This window comes from Bacillus sp. V3-13, from assembly GCF_002860165.1.
Lineage (GTDB): Bacteria > Bacillota > Bacilli > Bacillales > Cytobacillaceae > Bacillus_BJ.
This window is the reverse complement of sequence record NZ_PGUZ01000012.1, coordinates 23035-45007: the sequence shown is the minus strand read 5'-3', so window position 1 is coordinate 45007 and position 21973 is coordinate 23035. Positions and strand designations below refer to the sequence as shown.

At 38.6% G+C, this 21973-nt stretch carries 21 protein-coding genes and 1 pseudogene; 4 read left to right on the top strand and 18 right to left on the bottom strand.

Features of this window, described 5'->3' with window-relative positions:
• Positions 1–41: 41 nt before the first annotated feature.
• From CU633_RS04705 to CU633_RS04665, 9 genes are all read right to left on the bottom strand, one after another.
• Positions 42–1025 (bottom strand): 2-hydroxyacid dehydrogenase, encoded by a 984-nt coding sequence (locus tag CU633_RS04705; protein ID WP_101658572.1) that lies wholly within the window; start codon positions 1023–1025, stop codon positions 42–44.
• Entirely contained in the window at positions 1022–1732 is a 711-nt protein-coding gene (locus CU633_RS04700) for an RraA family protein (protein ID WP_101658571.1), read from the bottom strand. Before CU633_RS04700 ends, CU633_RS04705 begins: the two co-directional genes overlap by 4 nt.
• A gap of 37 nt (positions 1733–1769) precedes the next feature.
• The gene (locus CU633_RS04695) at positions 1770–2534 is read right to left on the bottom strand and encodes an enoyl-CoA hydratase/isomerase family protein (RefSeq protein ID WP_101658570.1); all 765 of its coding nucleotides are present in this window, start codon (positions 2532–2534) and stop codon (positions 1770–1772) included.
• Complete coding sequence (locus tag CU633_RS04690; RefSeq protein ID WP_101658569.1) at positions 2531–4273, bottom strand: FAD-binding protein; 1743 nt, start codon at positions 4271–4273, stop codon at positions 2531–2533. The genes CU633_RS04695 and CU633_RS04690 overlap by 4 nt, the downstream gene beginning before the upstream one ends.
• Positions 4274–4286: 13 nt before the next feature.
• Complete coding sequence (locus tag CU633_RS04685; RefSeq protein ID WP_101658568.1) at positions 4287–5882, bottom strand: acyl CoA:acetate/3-ketoacid CoA transferase; 1596 nt, start codon at positions 5880–5882, stop codon at positions 4287–4289.
• Between the two features lie 45 nt (positions 5883–5927).
• Positions 5928–7067 carry an acyl-CoA dehydrogenase family protein gene (locus CU633_RS04680; protein ID WP_101658567.1) on the bottom strand — a complete coding sequence of 380 codons (1140 nt, stop codon included), beginning with the start codon at positions 7065–7067 and terminating at the stop codon, positions 5928–5930.
• 37 nt (positions 7068–7104) lie between these two features.
• The gene (locus CU633_RS04675; RefSeq protein ID WP_101658566.1) at positions 7105–8565 is read right to left on the bottom strand and encodes an aldehyde dehydrogenase family protein; all 1461 of its coding nucleotides are present in this window, start codon (positions 8563–8565) and stop codon (positions 7105–7107) included.
• A gap of 11 nt (positions 8566–8576) precedes the next feature.
• Positions 8577–9746 carry an iron-containing alcohol dehydrogenase gene (locus CU633_RS04670; protein ID WP_101658565.1) on the bottom strand — a complete coding sequence of 390 codons (1170 nt, stop codon included), beginning with the start codon at positions 9744–9746 and terminating at the stop codon, positions 8577–8579.
• A 114-nt stretch (positions 9747–9860) separates the two neighbouring features.
• A complete protein-coding gene (locus CU633_RS04665) occupies positions 9861–10916 on the bottom strand; it encodes a TRAP transporter substrate-binding protein (protein ID WP_101658564.1) in 1056 nt (351 codons plus the stop codon).
• A gap of 295 nt (positions 10917–11211) precedes the next feature.
• On the opposite strand from CU633_RS04665, the gene CU633_RS04660 reads away from it, so the two are divergent.
• From CU633_RS04660 to CU633_RS04650, 3 genes are all read left to right on the top strand, one after another.
• Complete coding sequence (locus CU633_RS04660) at positions 11212–11745, top strand: TRAP transporter small permease (RefSeq protein ID WP_180954864.1); 534 nt, start codon at positions 11212–11214, stop codon at positions 11743–11745.
• Positions 11742–13022, top strand: a complete 1281-nt coding sequence (locus CU633_RS04655; RefSeq protein ID WP_101658562.1) for a TRAP transporter large permease — start codon at positions 11742–11744, stop codon at positions 13020–13022. Before CU633_RS04660 ends, CU633_RS04655 begins: the two co-directional genes overlap by 4 nt.
• A 162-nt stretch (positions 13023–13184) precedes the next feature.
• On the top strand, positions 13185–13559 hold the full coding sequence (locus CU633_RS04650; RefSeq protein WP_101658561.1) for a DUF4277 domain-containing protein: 375 nt from the start codon (positions 13185–13187) through the stop codon (positions 13557–13559).
• 543 nt (positions 13560–14102) lie between these two features.
• Here the strand turns inward: CU633_RS04650 and CU633_RS04645 are convergent.
• Both CU633_RS04645 and CU633_RS04640 read right to left on the bottom strand, forming a co-directional pair.
• The gene (locus CU633_RS04645) at positions 14103–15080 is read right to left on the bottom strand and encodes an electron transfer flavoprotein subunit alpha/FixB family protein (protein WP_101658560.1); all 978 of its coding nucleotides are present in this window, start codon (positions 15078–15080) and stop codon (positions 14103–14105) included.
• Positions 15081–15094: 14 nt separating this feature from the next.
• The gene (locus tag CU633_RS04640; RefSeq protein WP_101658559.1) at positions 15095–15868 is read right to left on the bottom strand and encodes an electron transfer flavoprotein subunit beta/FixA family protein; all 774 of its coding nucleotides are present in this window, start codon (positions 15866–15868) and stop codon (positions 15095–15097) included.
• A 151-nt stretch (positions 15869–16019) separates the two neighbouring features.
• Between CU633_RS04640 and CU633_RS04635 the strand changes: the two genes are divergently transcribed.
• Positions 16020–16679, top strand: coding sequence for a GntR family transcriptional regulator (locus CU633_RS04635; RefSeq protein WP_101658558.1), 660 nt, complete (start codon positions 16020–16022; stop codon positions 16677–16679).
• Positions 16680–17340: 661 nt separating this feature from the next.
• Here CU633_RS04635 and CU633_RS04625 read toward each other — a convergent pair.
• The 7 genes and pseudogenes from CU633_RS04625 to CU633_RS04595 form a co-directional block, all read right to left on the bottom strand.
• A complete protein-coding gene (locus CU633_RS04625; protein WP_101658556.1) occupies positions 17341–18186 on the bottom strand; it encodes a vanadium-dependent haloperoxidase in 846 nt (281 codons plus the stop codon).
• Positions 18187–18428: 242 nt separating this feature from the next.
• Positions 18429–18626 (bottom strand): GNAT family N-acetyltransferase, encoded by a 198-nt coding sequence (locus tag CU633_RS23585; protein ID WP_142383394.1) that lies wholly within the window; start codon positions 18624–18626, stop codon positions 18429–18431.
• 216 nt (positions 18627–18842) lie between these two features.
• Entirely contained in the window at positions 18843–19367 is a 525-nt protein-coding gene (locus CU633_RS04620) for a DUF2199 domain-containing protein (RefSeq protein WP_101658555.1), read from the bottom strand.
• Positions 19368–19533: 166 nt separating this feature from the next.
• On the bottom strand, positions 19534–19908 hold the full coding sequence (locus CU633_RS04615) for an enoyl-CoA hydratase (protein ID WP_101658554.1): 375 nt from the start codon (positions 19906–19908) through the stop codon (positions 19534–19536).
• A gap of 194 nt (positions 19909–20102) precedes the next feature.
• Positions 20103–20501, bottom strand: coding sequence for a hypothetical protein (locus CU633_RS04610; protein ID WP_101658553.1), 399 nt, complete (start codon positions 20499–20501; stop codon positions 20103–20105).
• Between the two features lie 408 nt (positions 20502–20909).
• Positions 20910–21416, bottom strand: a complete 507-nt coding sequence (locus CU633_RS04600) for a GNAT family N-acetyltransferase (protein WP_101658551.1) — start codon at positions 21414–21416, stop codon at positions 20910–20912.
• 65 nt (positions 21417–21481) lie between these two features.
• Positions 21482–21928 (bottom strand): annotated as a pseudogene (locus tag CU633_RS04595) (GNAT family N-acetyltransferase).
• Between the last annotated feature and the right edge of the window lie 45 nt (positions 21929–21973).

The window sequence follows — 21973 nt, the reverse complement described above, 5'->3', positions numbered from 1 at the left end:
GGGCAATTTCTATCTTGCTTTATATTGACAATCTCTTTAGTTTAAATCTTATTAAGCTCACTTTTATTGATCAAGTTATTTGGAATTGAATTATGCAGACCTTGAAGCAAATTGGTTACTGCAAGATCCGCCATTTTCATTCTGGTTACAATGCTTGCACTTCCGATGTGAGGCAGAGTGACAACATTAGGTAAAGTTAAAAGGGGATGGTTTAAAGGTACCGGTTCTTGTTCAAAAACATCGATGCCGGCTCCCCAAATCTCCTTGTTTTTTAACGCTTGAAATAATGCTTCCTCATTCACGATGCCTCCTCGTGCAGTATTAATCAGGACAGCATTTTTTTTCATCATAGACAATTGTTGATCCCCTATTAAATGGTGTGTTTCTGGAGTGTATGGCGTCATTATACAAACAAAATCAGATAGTGCCAGCAAGCGTTCAAGTGAAGCAAACTCGATGTCCAGCTGCTCTTCTTTTTCGTACTTCCGGCTTCTATTAAAGTAGAGTATCTTCATATCAAAGCCTTTCGCCCTTTTCACAAGTGCTTCCCCAATCCTGCCTAAACCAATGATTCCTAAAGTAGCGCCGTATATATCCTGGCCGGTCAACTGCATTGGGGACCAGGTTTTCCATTCCCCATCTTTCAAATATTTCGATGCCTCTACTAAACGGCGAGCGGTGGCCATTAAAAGGGCGAATGTTAGATCTGCTGTTGTTTCTGTTAATACCCCGGGTGTATTCGTGACCATAATCCCCCGCTTTGTTGCGCTGCTTATATCAATATTATTGAAACCGACTGCCATGTTCGCGATAATTTTTAGTTTTTTTGCTTTATCTATTAAGTCATCATTAATATTCTCTGTTAATAAACAGAGCAATCCATCAACACGTTGAATTTCTTTTTCTAAAACTTCATACGGAACAGGAATGTCTTCTTCTTCCCACATTTGAATGTCACAAGTTTCAATAAGTGGCTTTAAAACTTCCTCAGGTAACTTCCTGGTTATATATACTTTTGGTTTCATTTACTTACACCACTCTCGATTACCTTAGACGTTGCAAAAAATTCACACCCTTTTTCCTGCAATATGTTATCAACCCATTTTCGATCCACTGCGCCCAGTTCGATAGCTTCAAAAATTTCTTTCTCTTTTTCAGCCATTTTCATTGCTTTAGTCAAAACTTCCTCCGCTTCCTCTATTGGAATAACAACGAGACCATCTTCATCCCCAACAATAAGATCTCCTGGATTAATAACCATTCCACCAAGAGCGATAGGTACATTAATTTCACCCGGTCCATCTTTATATGGTCCTCGATGAGTAACTCCTTTAGCATAAATTGGGAATGTGTCACTTTTGAATGCTAGTGAATCACGAATAGCGCCATTTATAACAAATCCAGCAATACCATTTTTCTTTGCGATTCTTTGCATTATCTCACCGACAATCGCGTTTGTTGTATCTCCTCCTGCATCAACCACAATAACTTCTCCGGGTTGTGCCAGGTCTATTGCTTTATGCACCATTAAATTATCACCTGGCCGCGTTTTAACAGTAACTGCTGTTCCAACCAATTTTCCTTCTTTATGGTATGGTCGTAATTCAGCTCCTGCGGAATGCATACGGCTCATATTATCACTTATGTGAGGCGTTACAATATCTCTAAATTGTTCTACAATTGCCTGGTCGACACGCTTTTCAACTGGAAACACCCTAAAACCCAAATTCATTTTTCTACCCTCCCATTTTGAAAATTAGCTTTTTACCTTATTTATGTTGATATGAAGGCGTTCTTTTCTCAAAAAAAGCATTGATTGATTCTTTGATATCCTCTGTGCTATGAAGTGAAGCAAATTCATACATTCCTTTTTGAAAAAATTGATCACTTTCTCTGCAGGCAATAATAGCTTTTTTTATTGTTTGAATCGCAGGGTATGAATAAGTGCCCAGCAGATGAGCTATTTTCTTTCCTTCTGATTCTAATTGTCTTCTTTCTACTACCTTATTGGCCATTCCAATTCTTAATAACTCGTTGGCCGTCATTCGTTCACCAGTTAAAAATAAATAGGCTGCATTCGCTTCTCCCAAGAGTTGAATAAACCGCTCCATTCCGCCGTTACCTGGGAAAACACCCCGGCTTACTTCCGGATATCCAAATGAAACATCATCTGCAAACAATCTGATATCAAAGGCACTGGCCAATTCAGCACCTCCACCCAAGGCATTGCCTTTTACACACACGATGGAGGGCTGTGGGACATTCATAACAGTCTGTAGCATTTCATGCCCATCGATCCATGCATCCTTCGCTGTATTTTTTTTGATACGATCAGGAAACTCTTTTAAATCTGCTCCACAACAGAAATGGTCTCCAATGGTATCGAATAAAACAACTCTAACATTTTCATTTCTGGCAAGGGATTGAAAAGCTCGCTTAATCTCAAGCTTGACCTTATTCGATAGAAGGTTTAAAGGAGGGTTTTCCAATATGACATGCGCTATTCCCTCATCAATCGAAATATTTACACTCATAGCTTTAGTTCGCTTTTTTCGTTTTTTCGTTTTTTTGGCCAATGACGTGTCCGTACTTCCATTTCACCGTTTTCTTGAATCGCATAAATACTTTTTATCCACTCTGAATCATTCTTTTCCGGATAATCCTCACGGTAGTGGCAGCTTCTGCTCTCTGTACGTGTAAGTGCCGATAATACAATGGATTTAGCCGTTATAAGCATATGTCGAAAGTCAATAGCCATAAATAAATTATCCCTATTAATATAAAATTCTCCCACTTCTAGAGATCTTTGCAGTTCATTGATTTTCTGTAGTGCATTGTCCAAGCGCTCTTCACTACGAATAATTAGACAGTTTTTATACATCGTTTCTTTAAGGGAGGCAATGGCTTTATGAACTTGTTTTTCTCCGTTACTGCTATTAATCCAGTTATTAAGCTCTGTTAATACAGCCTGAGTTTCTTTTTCAATTTTCATCTCCGCCACTTTCTTTTTGGCATGTGAAGCCGCCGCCTTGCCAGTCCGATGACCGAAAACCTGACCTTCAGCTAACGAATTTCCTCCAGGGCGATCCGGACCACGTAAGCCCCCAGCTGTTTCTCCTGCAATAAATAAACCGGAGACTTTAGTTGTGCCATCCGGACTTTCAATTAACGCTCCGCCATTCATACACTGGGCAACAAGAGCTACCTCAAATGGGGCCTTATATATATCGATTCCTTTCGATTTTAAGACTCCATATGTTTTCGGCATTTTTTCTTCTACTATACTTTCAGATCCTGGAGGCATAATGCCCCATACACCGCCATTCGGAGTAGGGTTTCGCTCGATTTCCTTCTGAATCGAGGTATCTAGGTAATAGGCAGGAGTTGAAATTGTAAACGGAAAAACCTTCTTGTTATAAACTTCATCAATGGATATGTGAGGGGGTACATATTTTTCAAGAATATTTTCACCTTTTCCATTTGTCAAAATCGGCTTGGTTTTCCATACGGGTCCTGAAAGAAGAGTCATAGAAGGTTTTATTGCCGCAGGCCCAATTTGGATAAACTCCATATTGACCAGAGGAATTCCCAATTCATAAGCCATTGCATATCCATTACCTGTCATATCTGGCGTTCCAACTGCGTACTTGTAAATGTGGTGTGCTCCGCCACACGCAAGAATCACAGAGGGTGTTTTATACAGTGTAATTTCTTTCGTATTTCTGTTAATACTTAGTGCACCTGTTATGCTTTGATTATGATCTGTCAATAATTTAAATACCATCATATTTTCATCTATTGGAACATCCTTCTTTTTTATTTGTTTTGCCAGGGCAACTAAAATATGGCGGGCTGTTACACCGTTAACTCTGCATGTTCTTGGATATGTTGCAAAGTCACTCATGCCCTGTACCAACTTTCCATTTTCTTGTCTATCAAAGTTCAATCCAATATCGATAAGATCTTGAATGCGATCCGGCACTTCAGAAGCAAATGTCCAGACAAGTTCCGGATCAATAAACCCTCTTCCAGCATCAAGAGTATCTTCATAATGAATTTCCGGGTGATCTCGTTCATCTGCATGACCGATAGCAGCAGCAATCGCTAACAACTCAGAAAATGCCGTTGCGGTGGACCCTCCACTTAACCAATTTGCTTTTACCGCTATTCGAACATTAGCCCCTGCCTCTGCTGCAGAAAGAGCTGCTCTTGCTGCAGCTCCCCCGCCTCCAACAACGAGTACCTCTGTCTCGTAAATGTAATCTACTTTCACTTAGTCCACCCTTTCAAACCTTCTCCATAACCATATCAGTTTTAGTTTCATTGAAAAGCTCTGAGTCCATCAGCTTTAAATCGTCAGCTATCCTTACGTTGCACTCAATATTTGAAATAATATCTTTTTGAACATCGATTCCCGGAGCATACTCGATGAGAACCAGGCCATCTTCTTCCAACCGAAAGACGCAGCGTTCTGTTATATATAAAACTTCCTGGCCTTTTTTCAAAGCCTGTTTTGCATTAAAGGTCATATGTTCAATGGCATTAATAAATTTCTTATGGCGGCCTTCGCTTCCAATTTTCACTTTCCCATTTCCCACGGAAATCTTTAAACCGCCGCTAGTTAATGTTCCACAAAAAAGAATTTTCGGCGTTTGATGCGTAATATCAATAAAGCCACCCGAACCTCGGAATATCCCGTTAAACTTACTAACATTCACATTCCCGGTACCATCAATTTGAGCAAATCCAAGTAAAGTGCAAGAAAGCCCGCCTGCTTGATAAAAGTCAAATATTTGAGGAGAAGTAACAAACGCATCAGGGTTTATATGAGCACCAAATACTTCTACACCCATCGGGATACCTCCGATGGCGCCATGCTCTAAAGAAAACGTAACTTTATCGAAAAAGCCTTCTTCCAACGCAAGTTGTGGAAGATCTACAGGAATACCTACACCCAGATTGATAATAGATCCTGTAGAAATTTCTTTCGCAGCCCGACGTAAAATTATTTTTTTAGCATCTAATGGCAATGTTTTTTTCATTTGATTAATCGGTTTTTTAATTTCTCCAGTCCAGCTTGGGTCATAATCGGGTAATACACTTTGTTTCTGTTCTTCATCTATCACAACCGCATCAACTAAAATCCCCGGAATTTCAACTGAACGTGGATGAAGAGTATTATTTTTAGTTACCCGCTTTACCTGCGCAATGACATATCCGCCACTTGCCCTGGCAGCCATCGCCATTTCTAATCCGCTTAATGTTGCAGGTTCTTCCTCTAATGTGATATTTCCACTTTCATCAGCCGTAGTACCTCTAATAATGGCAACGTCGATTGGAAAAGATGGATAAAATAAATATTCCTTCCCATCTATTTCAAGTAAATGGACAATATCTTCCTTGGTGTGTTCATTTAATCGTCCGCCATCGTGCCGGGGATCGACATATGTATGGAGCCCTGCTGTTGTCAAAAGGCCCGGATGCCCGCCGGCAATCGATCTAATTAACTGAAATAAGGTTCCCATTGAAAAGTTGTAAGCTTCAACTTCATTGTTTTTTATCATATTGGTTAACTTGGGGCTTTCTTTTACATTAAAACTTCCGCTTATCAACCTTTTAAGCATTCCTTTTTGCGCCAAATGCTCGAGTCCCGTACTTTTGTCAGGATCCCATCCTACTCTTACTGGTGTAATAACGGACAAATTTCCAGGTTCACCAGTTTTTGAAAATCGATTTCCTAATGCAGCTAACACCTTTTCCGGGCAGAGGATGGAAATTAGACCTCCAATTGTAATCATGGCACCACTCGGAATATTACTCACTGCTTCTTCTGCCGAAACGATCTTCGAGTGCCTTTTCTGGATAAGAGATGCTCTTGTCATCCCATCTCCCCCTTTTTTTACCTAGTTTAAGAAACTAATATATTGTTATCTACGTTGGTCGAATTTTCTCCCCAGCACACTTGAAGCAAGCATCGTTTTATGAACTTGCAATGTACCGCCTGCAATCGAAGCTGATCGCACACAACGGTAATACCATTCAAGTGGATACTGTTTAGAAAATCCATAGCCGCCGTGAAGTTGAATACATGTATCGGTAATTTTTTGCGCAGCTTCAGCTACAAAAATTTTTGCGACACTTACAGCATTTTTATTCGGTTTATTATCCGAAGCGGCTTCAGCCGCTCGATACAGTAATGTACGGGCAGCTTCTAGCTGCACATACATATCAGATATCATCCATTGCAGTCCCTGAAACTCACAAATTTCTTTACCAAACTGTTTTCGTTGGGTAACATGCTGAATCGTGCGGTCAAATGCGGCTTGTGTAATGCCCATCGTTTGTGCCAGATAACCTAAACGTACACCATTATAAACACCCATTAATTTTTTAAAAGCGTTTTGCGTGACAAGAACATTTTCTTTCGGCACCATGGCATCTTCAAAATAGAGGGCACATTGGATTTCTCCGCTCATGTTCTCTTCATCAGGTCCGACCGTAAAGCCAGGAGTTCCGCGTTCTACCAGGATAGCTCCAATATCTGACGTGCGGCCCGAGTTGCCAAAGCGTGCATACACAACGAACACATCAGCAAGATGTGCATCACTGATAAATACTTTTGAACCATTTAAACGGAAGAAATCTCCATCCTCAACCGCGGTCGTCATAATATCGGTTGCCGCACTTCCTGCTTCCGGTTCACTCATACCAAGAGCAACGAAAAGCTTGCCTGATGTAATCAGAGGCAAATATTTTTCCTTTTGTTGCTGATTGCCTAAATGATTGATGAATGATGCGATACCCATACTTGCATGATACGCATGGCGACCACTTGTTGGACAGACACGGCACAATTCTTCAATCATAAGAAGGGCATCAAATAAATTTAAACCCATCCCCCCATATTCCTCAGGAAGAGTTAAACCTAGAAATCCATGATCAGCTAACTTTTTTGCATTTGCCCAAAAGGCGTCTCCTTCGAGCCATTCTGTCGCAGGTTGTAATTTACGTTTAGCAAAATCCCGAGCGATTTCTTTCCAATTTTGTTGCGCTTCTGTTATTTGCATATGAATCCCCTTTCACCACGACTATCGAACTGGTATTTTAACTCGCATCGTAAATGACTTTTAATTCTGTAAAGAAGTCCTTTGATGTACTTCCGATCGAATACGGACCAATAGCAGATTGTTTCAGCCCTCCGAATGGCACATGTGATTCACTGATCGTTCCATTATTTAAATGAATCATTCCTGCTTGTATTTCATTGATGAATTTAGTTTGGTACGACTTATTTTGAGTAAAACAAGATGCCGCCAGCCCGTATTTATTATCATTGCAAATCTCAAGTGCCTCCTCAAAATTTCTTGCCGCTAACACAACTAGCACCGGTCCAAAAATCTCTTCTTTTGCAATTCTATAATTTGGTTTTACGTCAGCAAAAACCGTGGGCTCGTAATAGTAACCTTGTTTGTCAAGAGTAACAGCTTTCCCTCCTGTTACTAATGAAGCTCCTTCCTCCAGGCCAATTTGGACATAAGACTCAACAATATCCAACTGATCTTTCGAGACTAACGGTCCCATAGTTGTATGGTCTTCTATACCTTCTCCAATACTATATTGGTCGATTTTTCGTTTTAAGGAAGCTAAAGCCTGCTCAATTTCCGTCTCGCTTACGATGATCCGGCTAATTGATGTACATCTTTGTCCGGCGTTTGCAAATGCTGCGGGTACAATTTGATTAATGGCCGCTTCGATATCTGGATAATCATAAATAATCGCAGCATTCTTGCCACCCATTTCAAGCTGGACTTGAATTAATCGCTTTGATGCCTGTTCATAAATACTTGATCCTACATCGGTTGAACCAGTGAACGTAATACCTCGCACTTTAGGATGATTCACAATTTGATTCCCAACACTTCGTCCGGAACCAATTACTAAATTTAAGACACCAGCCGGCAAACCAGTTTTTTCAAACAACTCTACAATTTTTGCTCCCATCGCTGCTGTTAAACTTGCAGGTTTAAAGACAACTGTATTTCCCGCTGCCAATGCAGGAGCTATTTTTCGGAGTGGTGTAACAAGCGGAAAATTGCAAGGTGAAATAGCAGCAATAACCCCTTTAGGTACTCTTATTGTACGAATGTCAACATTTTCACGTTCACTCGGTAACGTCTCGCCGACTATCCTTGCAGCCTCTCCAGCTGTAAAACGTACTTCGCTGATCGTTTTATTGATTTCACCTATTGATTCGCCAAGTGGCTTTCCTTGTTCTAGTGTTAATAATTCTGCTACTTCCATTTTGTTGGCTTCCAATTCCTCTGCAAATCGGTATAGGTAGTTACCACGCGTAATTGCAGAAAGCTTAGACCAGGACTGAAATGCTTTATAAGCTGCTTCAACCGCTTTGTTGGCGTCTTCTTGCGTTGAATTTGGAACAAGTGCAATAATTTCATTGATATTTGCCGGGTTTTCTCTTTTATTTGTCTTATTATTTGAAGCTGGAGCCCATTTACCATCTATATAATTATTTACTTTAATTAAAGAATTCTTTATAGCGACCATTTTTCCACCTCTTATTTAATTGTTTTAATAATAGAAACCAAATCCTGTACCGTCACATTTTTGGGATTTGCATTTGCGATACCGCTATCGAATGCTTCTTGGGCGACTACTTGAACTTCTTCATCTGATAATTCAATATTAATGGCTGTTAATGTTTTGGGAATATCTAAATCTGTTACCAAAGCCTGTACGGCCGCCACCGATTTTTCAGCCGCGCTTCTATCGCTTAAACCACTTGTATTTTCGCCAAGTTGATCAGCGATTCGTTTGAATTTCCGGAAATTAGAGCTCAAATTATATTTCATTACAACCGGTAGAAGTATCGCGTTAGCCAGACCGTGCGCTATTTTATAACGACCACCCAGCGGGTGCGAAAGAGCATGAACAGCTGCTACTCTTCCCCAAATAAATGCGGCACCCGCGATCGTACTTGCCATCATCATATGAGAAGCTGCTTCAATATTGGTGCGATCGGCAACAAATGGTCTTAACCATTTACCAATCAGTTCGATGGCATGTAAACCTAATGCTTCAGTGATAGGCTGTGCTTGATTTGATGTATACGATTCAACGGCATGACTTAAGGCGTCCATTCCTGTAACAGCTGCAAGTCCTCTAGGCAACGTTGTTAATAACTCGGGATCCAAAATAGCAGCTTTCGGATGTAAGTGTTCGCTAAGAATACCCATTTTGTATTTTCTCTCTTCATCTTTTAAGACTGTTGCATGGGTTACTTCAGATCCTGTACCTGCTGTGGTTGGAATCGCAATAATATCCGGGCCTTTATTTGGAATCTGGTTTTTCCCTTCAAACCGGCTTAAATCGCCTGGATTTGCTACAGCTATTGATACTCCTTTTGCCGTATCGATAGAGCTTCCACCACCAAAGCCGATAATTGCGTCGCATTCTGAATCTTTAAAGATTTTCTCTACTTTTTTTACGACTCGGAAGGTAGGGTCCGGTTCTACTTCATCAAAAACGTGATATTGAATATCACCATTATTCAAAATACTTTCTAACCGTTCTAGAGCTCCTGAGGAAGCAATTCCTTTATCCGTACAGATTAGAAGCTTTCCATAATTAAATTTATTAATAATTTCCGGTAACTCTTGAAGACGGCCAATACCAAAATGAATCTGTGTATGTAAGCCAAATTCAAAAGAGTCTTTTAATAGGTTCATATTATCCTCCTAATCAATATAAGTAATTTTGCCAGACATAAAGAAGAGTGTTTCCTGCTTTGAGCTTTTCAAAGCATTTAATAGTCCTTAGAGTAATCGCTTTCAATAACATTTCTATTTTTTATACTTTTCCAATTCTGCTAAGAACTCTTCCAGATATTCTTTGCCAATTTCCGAACTGAAAGTTTCGTATATACTTTGAGTTGCGTTTGAAAATTCGTCAATTGCTTCTGGAGATAATTCTGTGATTTGCATTCCATTATCAATGAGCGTTTGTTTATAGCTTTCGTTTTCCTGTTGATTTAATTCGCGCTGATATTTAGCAGCTTCTACTGCTGCATTTTTAATAATTTTTTTGTCTTCTTCACTTAGTCCATCAAAGAACTTTTTAGAGATAACAAGGCCCATTGGGTTATACACGTGGTTTGTTTCTGTCAAATACTTTTGAACTTCGTAAAATTTATCCATTGCCATATTTCCGTAAGGATTTTCTTGGCCATCGATAACTCCCTGCTGCATAGCTGTAAACAGTTCAGTATAAGCCATTGGCGTAGGTGATGCACCTAATTTCTTCCAGGTTTCAAGATGTACAGGCGTTTGCATCGTGCGAATTTTCAATCCCTTTAAGTCTTTAACCGATTTTATTTCTTTCTCATTATTTGTTAACTGCCGAAAACCATTTTCCATATAAGCAAGAAGAACGAGATTCTCTTTTTCAAGAAGTTTTCCGACCTTTTCACCAAAAGGACCATCAAGTACTTGATATGCTGTTTCATTGTCGGGGAATGCAAATGGTAAATCATACGCAAGCATCGGAGGGGCCCAGTTTGCTAGCATGGATGTGGACACACCAACAGCCTCAAGTGTACCGAATTGAAGACCTTCGATCATAGTGCGGTCATCGCCTAATTGACCATTTGCATAGATTTCCACCTTAATCTTTCCGCCTGTTTCTTTTTCAATGATCTCTTTAAATTTTTGATATCCCTTGTATAACGTGTGCTTATCATTATTTACAGAACCAATTTTTATTACCACTTGATCATCAGGAGACGAACTTTTTTCATTGGCAGATATAGTGGAACTTGTAGTATTACCGCTTGAACAGGCTGCCAACATTACTAGCAACAGGGCTAAAACAGATACAATTAAACCATTCTTCTTTTTCATGAATAATCCCCCTAAATTGTAGCTTCGACTTTTAAACCACTTGGAATGCGCTTTCAAACACCTCCAAACTAAGATAAAAGACATTATCGATAATCTATAATAAAAACATATCAGCTTTTTTTATAATTGTCAAAATAATTTTAAGATTAAATTTTTTTGATATTTTCACTTTACTTTTGAATTATCGATAAAATATAATACTAGTTAAGATTTTAAATTTTCTGGGAAGAGAGTGAGTGAATAAATGAAAAGACTATTAAAAAAGATCGATAATAACTTCGAAGAGTATGTCTGCATGGCGTTATTTACTATGATGACGTTTCTTGTAAGTATCCAAGTTTTTTCCAGATTCATTTTTAGTCTTCCATTAGAATGGTCTGAGGAGTTGGCTGTGTTTGTTTTTATTTGGTTAGTTTACATTTCTATTTCATTAGCAGCTAAGCATAACAGTCATCTTAAAATGGAAATAGGACAAAAAATGCTTTCTAAAATATTAGGGAATAAAGTGTATTATTTTTCTGACCTGTGCTGGTTAGCCTTTAATATATACATGATTTTTTATGGGTCAAAAATGGTGCAAGAGTTAATGAGCTCGATTCAAGTATCAGCTGTTACTAGAATAAATATGGGATTAATTTATTTAATTGTTCCTATCGGTTTTGCTCTTATGTCTATTCGAATCACTCAAAATATGCGTAAGCGTGCAGCTGGGTATAACATTGATGAAGAAAATATAGAAAGCGTTATCATAGTGGAACAACCGGAGATTAACATAAAAAACGATCAATATATTAGAAGTTTACCACTTGGGGAGGGATCTCAAAAATGACAGCCAGTATTGCATTAGGTTCAGTGTTATTGGCGTCTCTTTTCATAGGGATTCCAATCGCGATAGCCATAGGTATTGCTGTAGCAATTGCGTTGGTTATTTCTGACATTCCAGCTGCGTTTCTTACACAAAGTGCATTTACAGCTCTTGCCTCTTTTCCTCTTATGGCCATTCCGTTTTTCATTTTAGCTGGTTCTTTAATGGAAACAGGAGGTTTATCCAGCCGACTAATTAATTTTGCAAACTCTTTTATGAAACCGTTTACAGGCGGTTTAGCTCTTGTAACGATGCTGTCCTGCCTTTTCTTTGCTGCCCTATCAGGCTCTTCACCAGCTACAGTAGCTGCTATCGGAACGATTATGTTCCCAGCAATGGTTAAAAAAGGGTATGAACCAGGATTTTCTGCTGCTGTTTCTGCATCGGGAGGGGGGCTTGGTATCTTGATCCCCCCTTCTATTCCTCTAATTATTTATGGCATTTTAGCAGGTGTTTCAATCAGCGATATGTTCCTGGCGGGCTTTGGACCTGGATTTGTTGCTGTTATTTGTTTAATAGGTGCGGTTTTTATCATTTCAAAAAGAAAAGGCTATAAAGGCAGCGGTGAAAAAATTAACTGGAAAGAAGTAATAAGCACTTTTTGGGAAGCAAAATGGGCTCTGCTTACCCCTGTCATTATTCTCGGTGGTGTTTATGGGGGTATCTTTACTCCTACTGAATCTGCGGTTGTTGCTGTTTTATACGCTCTTCTGATAGGAGTCTTTGTCTATAAAGAGTTAAATTTGAAGAGAATAAAACAATCTTTAATCTCATCATCTATGATGACAGGTTCGATTTTGATTATTTTGAGTACGGCTGCTGCGTTTTCAAAACTAATTTCGATTTACCAAATTCCCACAATGATCGGAAACCAAATTTTAAATATTTCAAACAACCCATTGATCATCTTATTCTTAATCACACTTCTTGTTTTATTTGTCGGAACTTTCATGGAAACTCTTTCCATACTTATCATTTTAACGCCACTTTTTCTACCTGTGGTTACTCAATTGGGCGTTGACCCAATTCATTTTGGCATTATTTTAGTTTTAGCTGCTGAGATTGGTTTATTAACCCCGCCAGTTGGCTTAAATCTTTTTGTCGCGTCCGGGATATCTAAACTCTCGATTGAACGAATATCTATATCGGTTATCCCTTTCATTATAGCCATGCTTTTAGCTTTAACTGCCGTGGTTCTAACTCCGCAAATATCAACTTTTCTTCCAGCATTATTTGAATAATATGTTTCCAGTAACTTTCTTCAAGTTCAAATAAAAATAAGTATGTTTAATATGTATAACCCACATTCGGCAGGTCAATGATGGAAAAATTGTATTTTTTACAGGGAATTCCCACCTCGCTGGCGAACTAATTCTTCATTAAGAATAAGCGAGGTTTTTTTTATGGAACAAACCAATCAGATCCTGAATCTTGATCCAGGCCCTTCCCAATTAATCTCGGCCATTTGTGATGAAATTGGTCTGGAGGAACTCCTGAATGAACAGCTGGAATGGGACGAGCAGCGATGCAACTTGTCCCCCGGTACCCGTTTGAAGGCGCTGATCATCAATATCCTGTGTGACCGGCAGCCTCTTTGCCATATCTCTGAGTTCTTTCAAACACTCGACGTCAAAATGCTGTTCGACCCTGATGTTGCCGCGAAAGACCTGAATGAATACTGCATTGGACGGGCGCTGGATGCTCTGTATGAAGGTGTACTCAACCCTTGCCATCTCTGCCTGCCGGAAGCTCGGCCTGCCATTCTGGATGCTCCATAACGATACTACTTCCTATTCCCTTTATGGAAATTATGGCAGTGACCAGGGAACCTCTCCTTCATCAAAAAGCTCAGGGAAATCCTCTCCGAGGATGACTGGGACCAGATTGTCTATCAGGCTAATTCCGCCCTCGTGACGAAGGAAAACCTCCGTGCCATCCGGGGAAGCCTGCACTTCATCTCCAGGCTTCCCGATACGTTCAAGCTCAGTGATTCATTGAAGGAGGAAGCCTGGAGGGGCCTCCCATATTTTTTTAAAAAGCATCCCGAAAAAAGACCCAAACCTAACTATCACGTGCCGAATGTGGGGTATAACAAAAAGCACCTCTCTTTATTAAAAAAGAGGTGCTTTTGTTATATATTTACTATAGCAATGGTGTGCGCCCGTCTTTCTGTTTTTAGTCATAAAGATAGCATTTTAAAGAGTTGTAACAACCATAGGCAGAAGACCTATTTAAATTATTTCAGCATGGTTCGTTCCTACAAGTCCGAATATTCCTGGTTTCAAATCAATTATTTTTTTACGCAACTCAAATTTTACCGATTATACATTTACAAATTCTTGTTTTAACTCTTTTATCAATAATGGGGCTACTTCAAATAAATCTCCTACAATACCATAGTCGCACACACTGAAAATAGGTGCTTCTGGATCTTTGTTAATCGCAACAATTACTTTGGAGTTCGACATACCTGCTAAATGCTGAATCGCTCCAGAAATTCCACATGCGATATAAAGATCCGGCGTAACTACTTTACCAGTTTGACCGATTTGAAGTGAGTAGTCGCAAAAGTTTGCGTCACATGCACCACGCGAAGCACCTACAGCACCGCCAAAAATCCCGGCAAGTTCTTCAAGCAATTTAAAGCCTTCCGCATTTTTTATTCCTCGACCACCTGCAATAATGACTTTTGCTTCTGTTAGATCTACACCTTTAGACGTTTGACGGACTACCTCTTTACTAACAGCACGTAAATCTTTAATGTCTACACTGACAGACTGCACTTCGCCTGACCGTGTTTTATCTTTTTTAAGTGCTGAAATGTTATTTGGACGAATGGTCACAAAGATGAGTCCATCTTTAATGACCCTCTTTTCAAATGCTTTACCGGAATAAATCGGCCGGGTAAACACAATATTTCCACCCACAATATCGATAGCAACGGCATCTGAAATCAGGCCTGAATCAAGCTTAGTAGCAAGCCGCGGCGAAACATCTTTGGCATTTGCTGTATGACCCATTACGATTCCCTCAGGCTTTTCTCGTTCAATCACAGCCATCAAAGCCTGTGTATAACCATCCGATGTATAATTTTTTAATAACTCATTTTCAACTATTAAAACCCGATCTGCCCCATACGCTATCATCTCATCAGCTAAATCACTGACACCGCTGCCACAGAGAACAGCTACAACCTCTCCCCCCTCAGCCATTATCTTACCAGCTCCGATTGCTTCAAAAGATACTTTACGTAATACACCGTCACGAACTTCACCTACTACTAATATTTTACGTCCCATTAAAAATTCCCCCCTCAAATAACTTTTGCTTCGTTTTGAAGCAAGTTCACTAATTGTTTTACTTGATCTTCCAATTCACCATCTAAAACCTTGCCGGCTTCTTTTTTAGGTGGCAAGTAAATATCGATCACTTTTGTTTTTGACTCGACAACATCTTCTTGAAGACCTAAGTCATCCAGATCCAGCTCTTCAAGTGGCTTTTTCTTGGCTTTCATAATACCCGGCAAAGAGGGATAACGGGGTTCATTTAAGCCTTGCTGGGCCGTCACAAGTACTGGAAGAGATAACTCGATGATTTCATTGTCTCCTTCAACATCACGTTCCACCGTTACGGTTTTATCAATAAAATCAAGACGTGTAATAGTCGTAACGTACGGTATCTTTAACATTTCAGCCAGCCGGGGACATACCTGTCCAGAGCCACCGTCAATCGCTACATTACCACCGAGGATAATATCGAAATTCTTCGTTTTGAAGAATTGAGCTAATATTTTAGCTGTGGTATATTCGTCACCATCCTCTAAGTCATCTTCTATGTTAATCAATACCGCTTTATCTGCACCCATTGCCAAGGCCGTACGCAACTCTTTTTCAGCATCTTCTCCACCGACTGTAACAACGGTTACTTCACCACCATATTTATCTTTCAATTGGATTGCTTCTTCGATTGCATATTCATCATAGGGGTTAATAATGAATGCAGCACTAGATTCTTCGATTCTTCCCTTATTAATTGTCAGCTTTTCTTCCGTATCAAAAGTTCTCTTTACAACAACGAAAATATCCACTATACTCCCTCCAATTACTAAAATATATTATCGATAATATATAATATTATGCTATATCATTATTTGAATTGTCAAAATATATTTGCTAATTTACTGATTTTAGACTAATATTATATATATTATCGATAAAGTATAAATAAGAGGTGCATTCATGACAAAGTCAGTTAAAACGTATTCGCTGTCTGATCAAGTGTGGAATCTTTTAAAAGACTCCATCATTAAGGGAGAATTAAAACCTGGTGACCGAATTTTAGAATTAGAAGTAGCCAAGACTTATAACGTAAGCCAAGCTCCAGTACGAGAAGCGCTGTCAAGATTAAAAAAAGAAGGGTTTGTGATCCATTATCCCCACAAAGGAACCTTCGTTTCCAACTTTTCACAAAAAGATATTAATGAAATTTATAGCTTTCGTGAAGTTGTAGAGCCTTTAGCGATAAAGAGAGCTATACAATATATTCAAGATCACGATTTAGTTAAACTTAATGGTCTTTATCAACAAATGCTTAAAGCTGGAGAAAGCAATAATTTGGAGGAGTTAAACCAAATAGATATTGCTTTTCATACTTATATTTATAAGCTTGCAGATCATGAATTTATGTATAAGGTCTGGGAAGACTTGAGTTCTGCTTCAAATAGAATATGGTACTTAACCAACCAAATATACTTCGATAAATTAGATGAAGTAGCTAAACTTCATGAGCCAATTCTTCAAGCATTATATGAACGTAATGTAGAGAAGTGTGTTGATGCTTTTAAAGCCCATATGCAATATGTATGGGAGAAGATTAAAAAAGAGGAAAAGTTTCTCTGATGTCAATATTAGTTAAACAATTAGGCATTGAAGTTTGTATTGAGTATAATACAGTATGTTTTTCTTGTTTGAATGAGTATCTTTTAGTAAAAGTGTTACTTAATGGATATCAGCAGCTAAAGGGGAATGCTTGTGCTACATGAAAAATCATATAGGTCGCAACAAGTTGAATGAGCAGGCTTCAATTTTCCTGCTCTTTTAAATTCTTTCCTGATAAATAACTGCCATCCTATAACCCAATTTTTTATATACTCCATCAATAGTTTCTTTAACTCATTGTATCTTTTTGTCCAATCTTCCATAGTTTACGCTCTTAAGATAGACAATAGATTCTCTTAAATTATTCTAGTTCCTTCTTCAACAAGACCGCTCATTAATCCCCATCAGCATAAAACCCATGCTGCACCACAGAAAATAATGTTGTTTGTGAAAATTATATATATGAATACGCTCAGATCCATATTTCTGAGCGTTATTGTTTGCTATTTATGATATTCTAAAATGTTGCTAAAATGAATGCTGTTTAGGTTGTTATTTATATTAGGGTTTTGAAGTTCTACCGAGCTCTATATTGAGGTCTAATTGTTTGAGTAAAGATGAAATTATAAAAAATAGTTAATCTAAAAATATAATTTTGCCAGTAGCATATTGGTATTGTCTATTAACAGGATGTGTCCATCACTAACGATTCACACATCTGATCAGAGTCAGAGCGAAATGCTTGTTCATATGGGGGAGTAAGATCGGCATTTCGGAATTCACGATAAGGGACATCAACCGGTCCTTGAGTACTACGGTCTTTTTTCAATTCATTTACAACAATTTTCCCAATTTGTCTGCCAAGACGTAATCCCTGTTCGTTATCAGCAGGGAAGTGAATCCCAGCGTAAAGTCTGGACATTGCATCTTCTTCAGCTAACTCGTGAATGCGTTTGCTCTCTGCTGGAAAGAAGTAGCTTAAAATAACTTCAGCAGCGCCTGCGACTGCACCATGGCCAGATGTGTATGATGGATGTCTTGGTGTACATATTACAGTGGCAAGTTCTGCATCAAATTGGTTTGGACGGGCTACAAGCCATTTGTATTTCACATACCATGTAGCAACTAATGCATCATTTAATCCAGCATAAAAGGCTGCAAGAATCCTGGCTGCTCTCGGTGCTTCAACACCATACGTGCTGATTAATCCTTCCACAATAGGGATCCATTGCATTGATGGAGGTCCAGCCCCCCAATACTTTGCGATAATAATTTGCCTCTCTGTTAAATTATCTAAAACACGGTGAACAATTCTTAGTTGTTCACACCAGTCAATTGTATTTGGATTTTGAACCGCAAGCTTTATAGGACAGCCATCTAATGTTTTAAACCCGTTATCCTTATCCTTACGAATATAGTACGTTCTCCACTGGCCTGCAAAAGGTTCAACCGGATCAGTTGGCGGCCGGCATTCACCTGCATAAGGAAGCTCTGTCCAAAGTGGATAGTTTCTTTTCTTATTCTTCATTGTTATCACCACGCTTTCATTTTTATATAAATATGCTTTGTCCGCTTCTATTGTATAAGCAAATACCTAAATGCTTGTACAAATAAGTAGGTAATCATTAGCTCTTTTCTTTTTCAAAGTGTATTTCATAAAATGGAAATCCATCATCTTCTTCTTCCGGGATTGATTTGATACCTAATCTATCATAAAAACCTGCTGATGCAGGATTCGCATTCCACTGCAGCCATGAAGCTCCATTTGCCTCAGACCATTGCTTTTATAATTTGAAAAAGTAAGGCTCCAATCCCCTTATTTCTATACTCATCTAATACGAATAAATCATGGAACCGGTGTATCTTTCTTCCCGTCCGTAAATGTGGACCATAATCCTGGATCCATCCGTACCCTACTGCTTTATGATTAACTATCGCAACAGGTATAAAGTAATTTAAACAACTAATATAGGATGCAAACCATGACGGTTGAAGATGAGAATGCCATCAACCTTCTCTTAAATGTCCAATAATATCGTTTTTGTTCGTAATTTTTTATTGTCTAGTTCATATATTTCATTCAGTTACTGACCAAGAAATTCGAACACTACCTATTACCTTTTTTGTAGAATTAATATACGATGAAAATGAACTTATGCACCCGATTAGTAAACAAGAAATTGCTTATTTCTCCGCTTCATCACACAGTTCTTCTGCAATCTCCTCTATACGCTCTAGCTTTATACCCTCTCTTTGTTCCAATGCTAAGGGATGTTCAGTCGGTTCCAGCTGGATGTAAGGACGTACCCCCACCGGACGGGTATGAACCATTGTTTTTAAATTTATTGTTTCTGGATAACAAGGGATTGACGTAGATAACCAACCAAACATCGGTTCCAGTTCCTCCTCTCTCCCTTCTACTTCCCAGTAATCAATTATTTTGTTAAAATTCTCTTCACTTACCGAAACCCAAACATCCCAAATGAAGGGTCCTTCCCCATCACATACAGGTATTTCTATACAGCCCCGGATAAAAAAATATTCGTCATCAATAATACAAACATCTTCATTCATCTCAATCCGACTTTCCTGCTCTTCGATTGGTATGTCATAATAATATTCAGGGACAAGGCTTCCATAACTCATCGGAAGTTCATCGTGATACTTCCCGCAACATCTGCATACATAGCCTTTTTTGTGATTGCTCATCATATTTCCCCCATAAGATTAAATAGCATTTAATAGATATTACCCAGATCATATTAATAATCAAATATATAATTTTTTCGTCAGCACTTTAGTCTCGTTTCTGAGAGCATCATTGTAATTAAAGCGGTAGAATAGTTGTATATAAGAAAGAGGTTTGTAAAATGATTTATAGTATGACTCCCGAAAAATCTCCTCTTAATACTTCTTTCTCATGTTGATTCCAACATATAAATGAGGCGGTGATAAGGGTTCTTTCGCCTTGCTTTTCAAATTGCTCAATTTTCACTTCACAAAGAATTGTATCCATGGTAAATACCGGTCTTAAAAACTCAAAAGTCATTTTACGAGCGAGAACATTGTAATCACCGCCTACTTTTGTTGGCAATGTTGCCGTCAGCAGTCCCTGAATGACCAGTCTTCCCTGTTCATCGGGATTGACATGATGAGAACCTTGATCACCTGAAACCTTTGTAAACATTTCAACATCCTCTACAGTGAAAGTCCGTTCAAATTTAATGATATCTCCAACGGTTAATGGCATATGTATCTCCCCCTGTTCTTAAAAATACATTGAGAATGTGATTTTTAAATATGATTCATATTCTTTAACTCCATCCATATGCTCAATAAAAACCGCTACCTGCAGTTTTCACCCGGACAAAATCTGCGTTTTTAAGTCAAGACTATATAAAAAGAAGTACTCACATAAAAAACATGATTAGGATAACCGTTGTTCTATTTATCCTGCAATAGTTTGTTTAATTTTACTGTTGCCTCTTTGTCCAATCTTCCATACGTTCCGTTTTTATTCAGGTCAATGAACTCTGCAGAGTTGCTTTCACCCAGCCAAACCAGATATTCCTCCAATTTTTCAGGCATATTTTCATCGAACTGATAGAAAAATGTTAACTTCATATCTTCTTTTCTTGCCATCTCTACCTTTGAGTTTTCTTCCCAGCGGACATCTTTGAGGATGTTTTCCATAGCAATTAATTTATCCGTGTCTGTGAGAATAATGTCGTTTTCTGATGTTTGTATGTCGATCCTCGTTAATATTGCCGAGTCACCTTCACAGCCTACCAAGATTAACAAGAGAAAAGAAAAAAGTGCTAAACATATACCCCATTTTTTCATTGGACCGCCTCTTATCTTTTAATTCTACGTGGATGGTAAGTTTTATTGCGATAATCTATTAAGTTCTAGTTGACCTGCACGTTTTCCTTCTTGAGATGTCCGGTAGCAGATACTATTCTCATTAACACTACTGGATAGTTCTCCATGTGGGGACTTTTGAAGGTCTTGATGTTCAATACTGGTTTTATTCTCATTTGTGCAAGCCGACAGATAAAAAGAAAATATTAAAAACAGATATAGTGACTTTTTGATATTCATCATATATCCCCCATAACCTATAGACGTATATAATTGACAAAGGTTTCCTTTTCCATATTGATGATTTGTTAAACAATAAAAAAGGGAGCCTTAACTGATATCAGTAAAGTTCCCATCATTATTACCGAGGATGATTAGATTTCTTAAAGCTTAAAGACATTTATAATATAATACAGTTGTATGTAGCTCTCCGGTTGCTGACTTTGCGTAATTGGGGACCCGCCCAGCTTCCTGAAAACCTAATGATTGATAAAGGCGATTTGAAGGGGCACCCTCTCTTGTATCAAGAACTAACAGCGACCTGCTTTCTTGAATCGCTCTTTTTTGAACAGTATCCATTAGTAAACGACCAATGCCATTATTTCTATAATCGGGATGTGTCATTAATTTCGCCACTTCCGCTCTATGCGTCCCATTCTGCTTTGTGGACAGAATGAGTTGAACGCTGCCGACAATCTGATTGTTAATCTTTGCTGCTAATAAAATCACTTCTGGTGATAAAACGGCTTCCCAGTATTTAGTTGCCTCTGAAAGCGTCATAGGTGGCAGAAAACCTATTGACGCCCCCCCTTCTACCACTTTTACTAAAAGCTCCGAAAGCTGATTAATATGTTCATCAATCGTAGTTAGCTCTTCAATTTGAATATCATTTAACAATAGAATCACCTCAGGTTTCTTCAATTTCACTTTCTATGAATTAGTAAAAAATGTGGATGTGCTTCTTATAAATCTAATGATAAACGTATCATTTCCCGACATTCGATTCTGTTCTCAAAAATTGCTTCTGTGTAATGTCTCTTAAAAAATCCCGCTCGACTCCAGTTATCCTAAAACTACATTTTTGATAAAGAGCAAGTTGCCCTATACTTGAATTCCCAGTACCGACTTCAATTGTTTGGTATCTTTTAGTCTGGGAGTTTGAATTGCGTGGCTCACTAGCTTTTTTCCAATTCCTGTTCCGTGATATTGCTCCTCCACTGCAATATTCACTAGCTCAACCGTTCCGAGTCTTGTTGCAAGCAATACATAAACGCCGATTATCTTTTCATCAAGTTTAGCAACATAACATTCTCCTCTTTTCACATACTTTTCGACAAGCTCCCTCGAAGGGTCGGCTAAAGCAAATGAATCGGAGGCTTCTCATCTGAACGTAATTTTAGAATCTTCATATGTTCTCCTTTAAAAATAATCGGCTCCACACTTATTATTATTTT

Excerpts from the sequence above, each read along its gene's own strand:
- CU633_RS04645 (WP_101658560.1), bottom strand. The coding sequence starts at position 15,080 with ATGGGACGTAAAATATTAGTAGTAGGTGAAGTTCGTGACGGTGTATTA.
- CU633_RS04625 (WP_101658556.1), bottom strand. The coding sequence starts at position 18,186 with ATGAAGAATAAGAAAAGAAACTATCCACTTTGGACAGAGCTTCCTTAT.
- CU633_RS04610 (WP_101658553.1), bottom strand. The coding sequence starts at position 20,501 with ATGAAAAAATGGGGTATATGTTTAGCACTTTTTTCTTTTCTCTTGTTA.
- CU633_RS04700 (WP_101658571.1), bottom strand. The coding sequence starts at position 1,732 with ATGAATTTGGGTTTTAGGGTGTTTCCAGTTGAAAAGCGTGTCGACCAG.
- CU633_RS04655 (WP_101658562.1), top strand. The coding sequence starts at position 11,742 with ATGACAGCCAGTATTGCATTAGGTTCAGTGTTATTGGCGTCTCTTTTC.
- CU633_RS04670 (WP_101658565.1), bottom strand. The coding sequence starts at position 9,746 with ATGAACCTATTAAAAGACTCTTTTGAATTTGGCTTACATACACAGATT.
- CU633_RS04650 (WP_101658561.1), top strand. The coding sequence starts at position 13,185 with ATGGAACAAACCAATCAGATCCTGAATCTTGATCCAGGCCCTTCCCAA.
- CU633_RS04615 (WP_101658554.1), bottom strand. The coding sequence starts at position 19,908 with ATGCCATTAACCGTTGGAGATATCATTAAATTTGAACGGACTTTCACT.
- CU633_RS04665 (WP_101658564.1), bottom strand. The coding sequence starts at position 10,916 with ATGAAAAAGAAGAATGGTTTAATTGTATCTGTTTTAGCCCTGTTGCTA.
- CU633_RS04660 (WP_180954864.1), top strand. The coding sequence starts at position 11,212 with ATGGCGTTATTTACTATGATGACGTTTCTTGTAAGTATCCAAGTTTTT.
- CU633_RS04685 (WP_101658568.1), bottom strand. The coding sequence starts at position 5,882 with ATGACAAGAGCATCTCTTATCCAGAAAAGGCACTCGAAGATCGTTTCG.
- CU633_RS04620 (WP_101658555.1), bottom strand. The coding sequence starts at position 19,367 with ATGAGCAATCACAAAAAAGGCTATGTATGCAGATGTTGCGGGAAGTAT.
- CU633_RS04635 (WP_101658558.1), top strand. The coding sequence starts at position 16,020 with ATGACAAAGTCAGTTAAAACGTATTCGCTGTCTGATCAAGTGTGGAAT.
- CU633_RS04680 (WP_101658567.1), bottom strand. The coding sequence starts at position 7,067 with ATGCAAATAACAGAAGCGCAACAAAATTGGAAAGAAATCGCTCGGGAT.
- CU633_RS04675 (WP_101658566.1), bottom strand. The coding sequence starts at position 8,565 with ATGGTCGCTATAAAGAATTCTTTAATTAAAGTAAATAATTATATAGAT.
- CU633_RS04705 (WP_101658572.1), bottom strand. The coding sequence starts at position 1,025 with ATGAAACCAAAAGTATATATAACCAGGAAGTTACCTGAGGAAGTTTTA.
- CU633_RS04695 (WP_101658570.1), bottom strand. The coding sequence starts at position 2,534 with ATGAGTGTAAATATTTCGATTGATGAGGGAATAGCGCATGTCATATTG.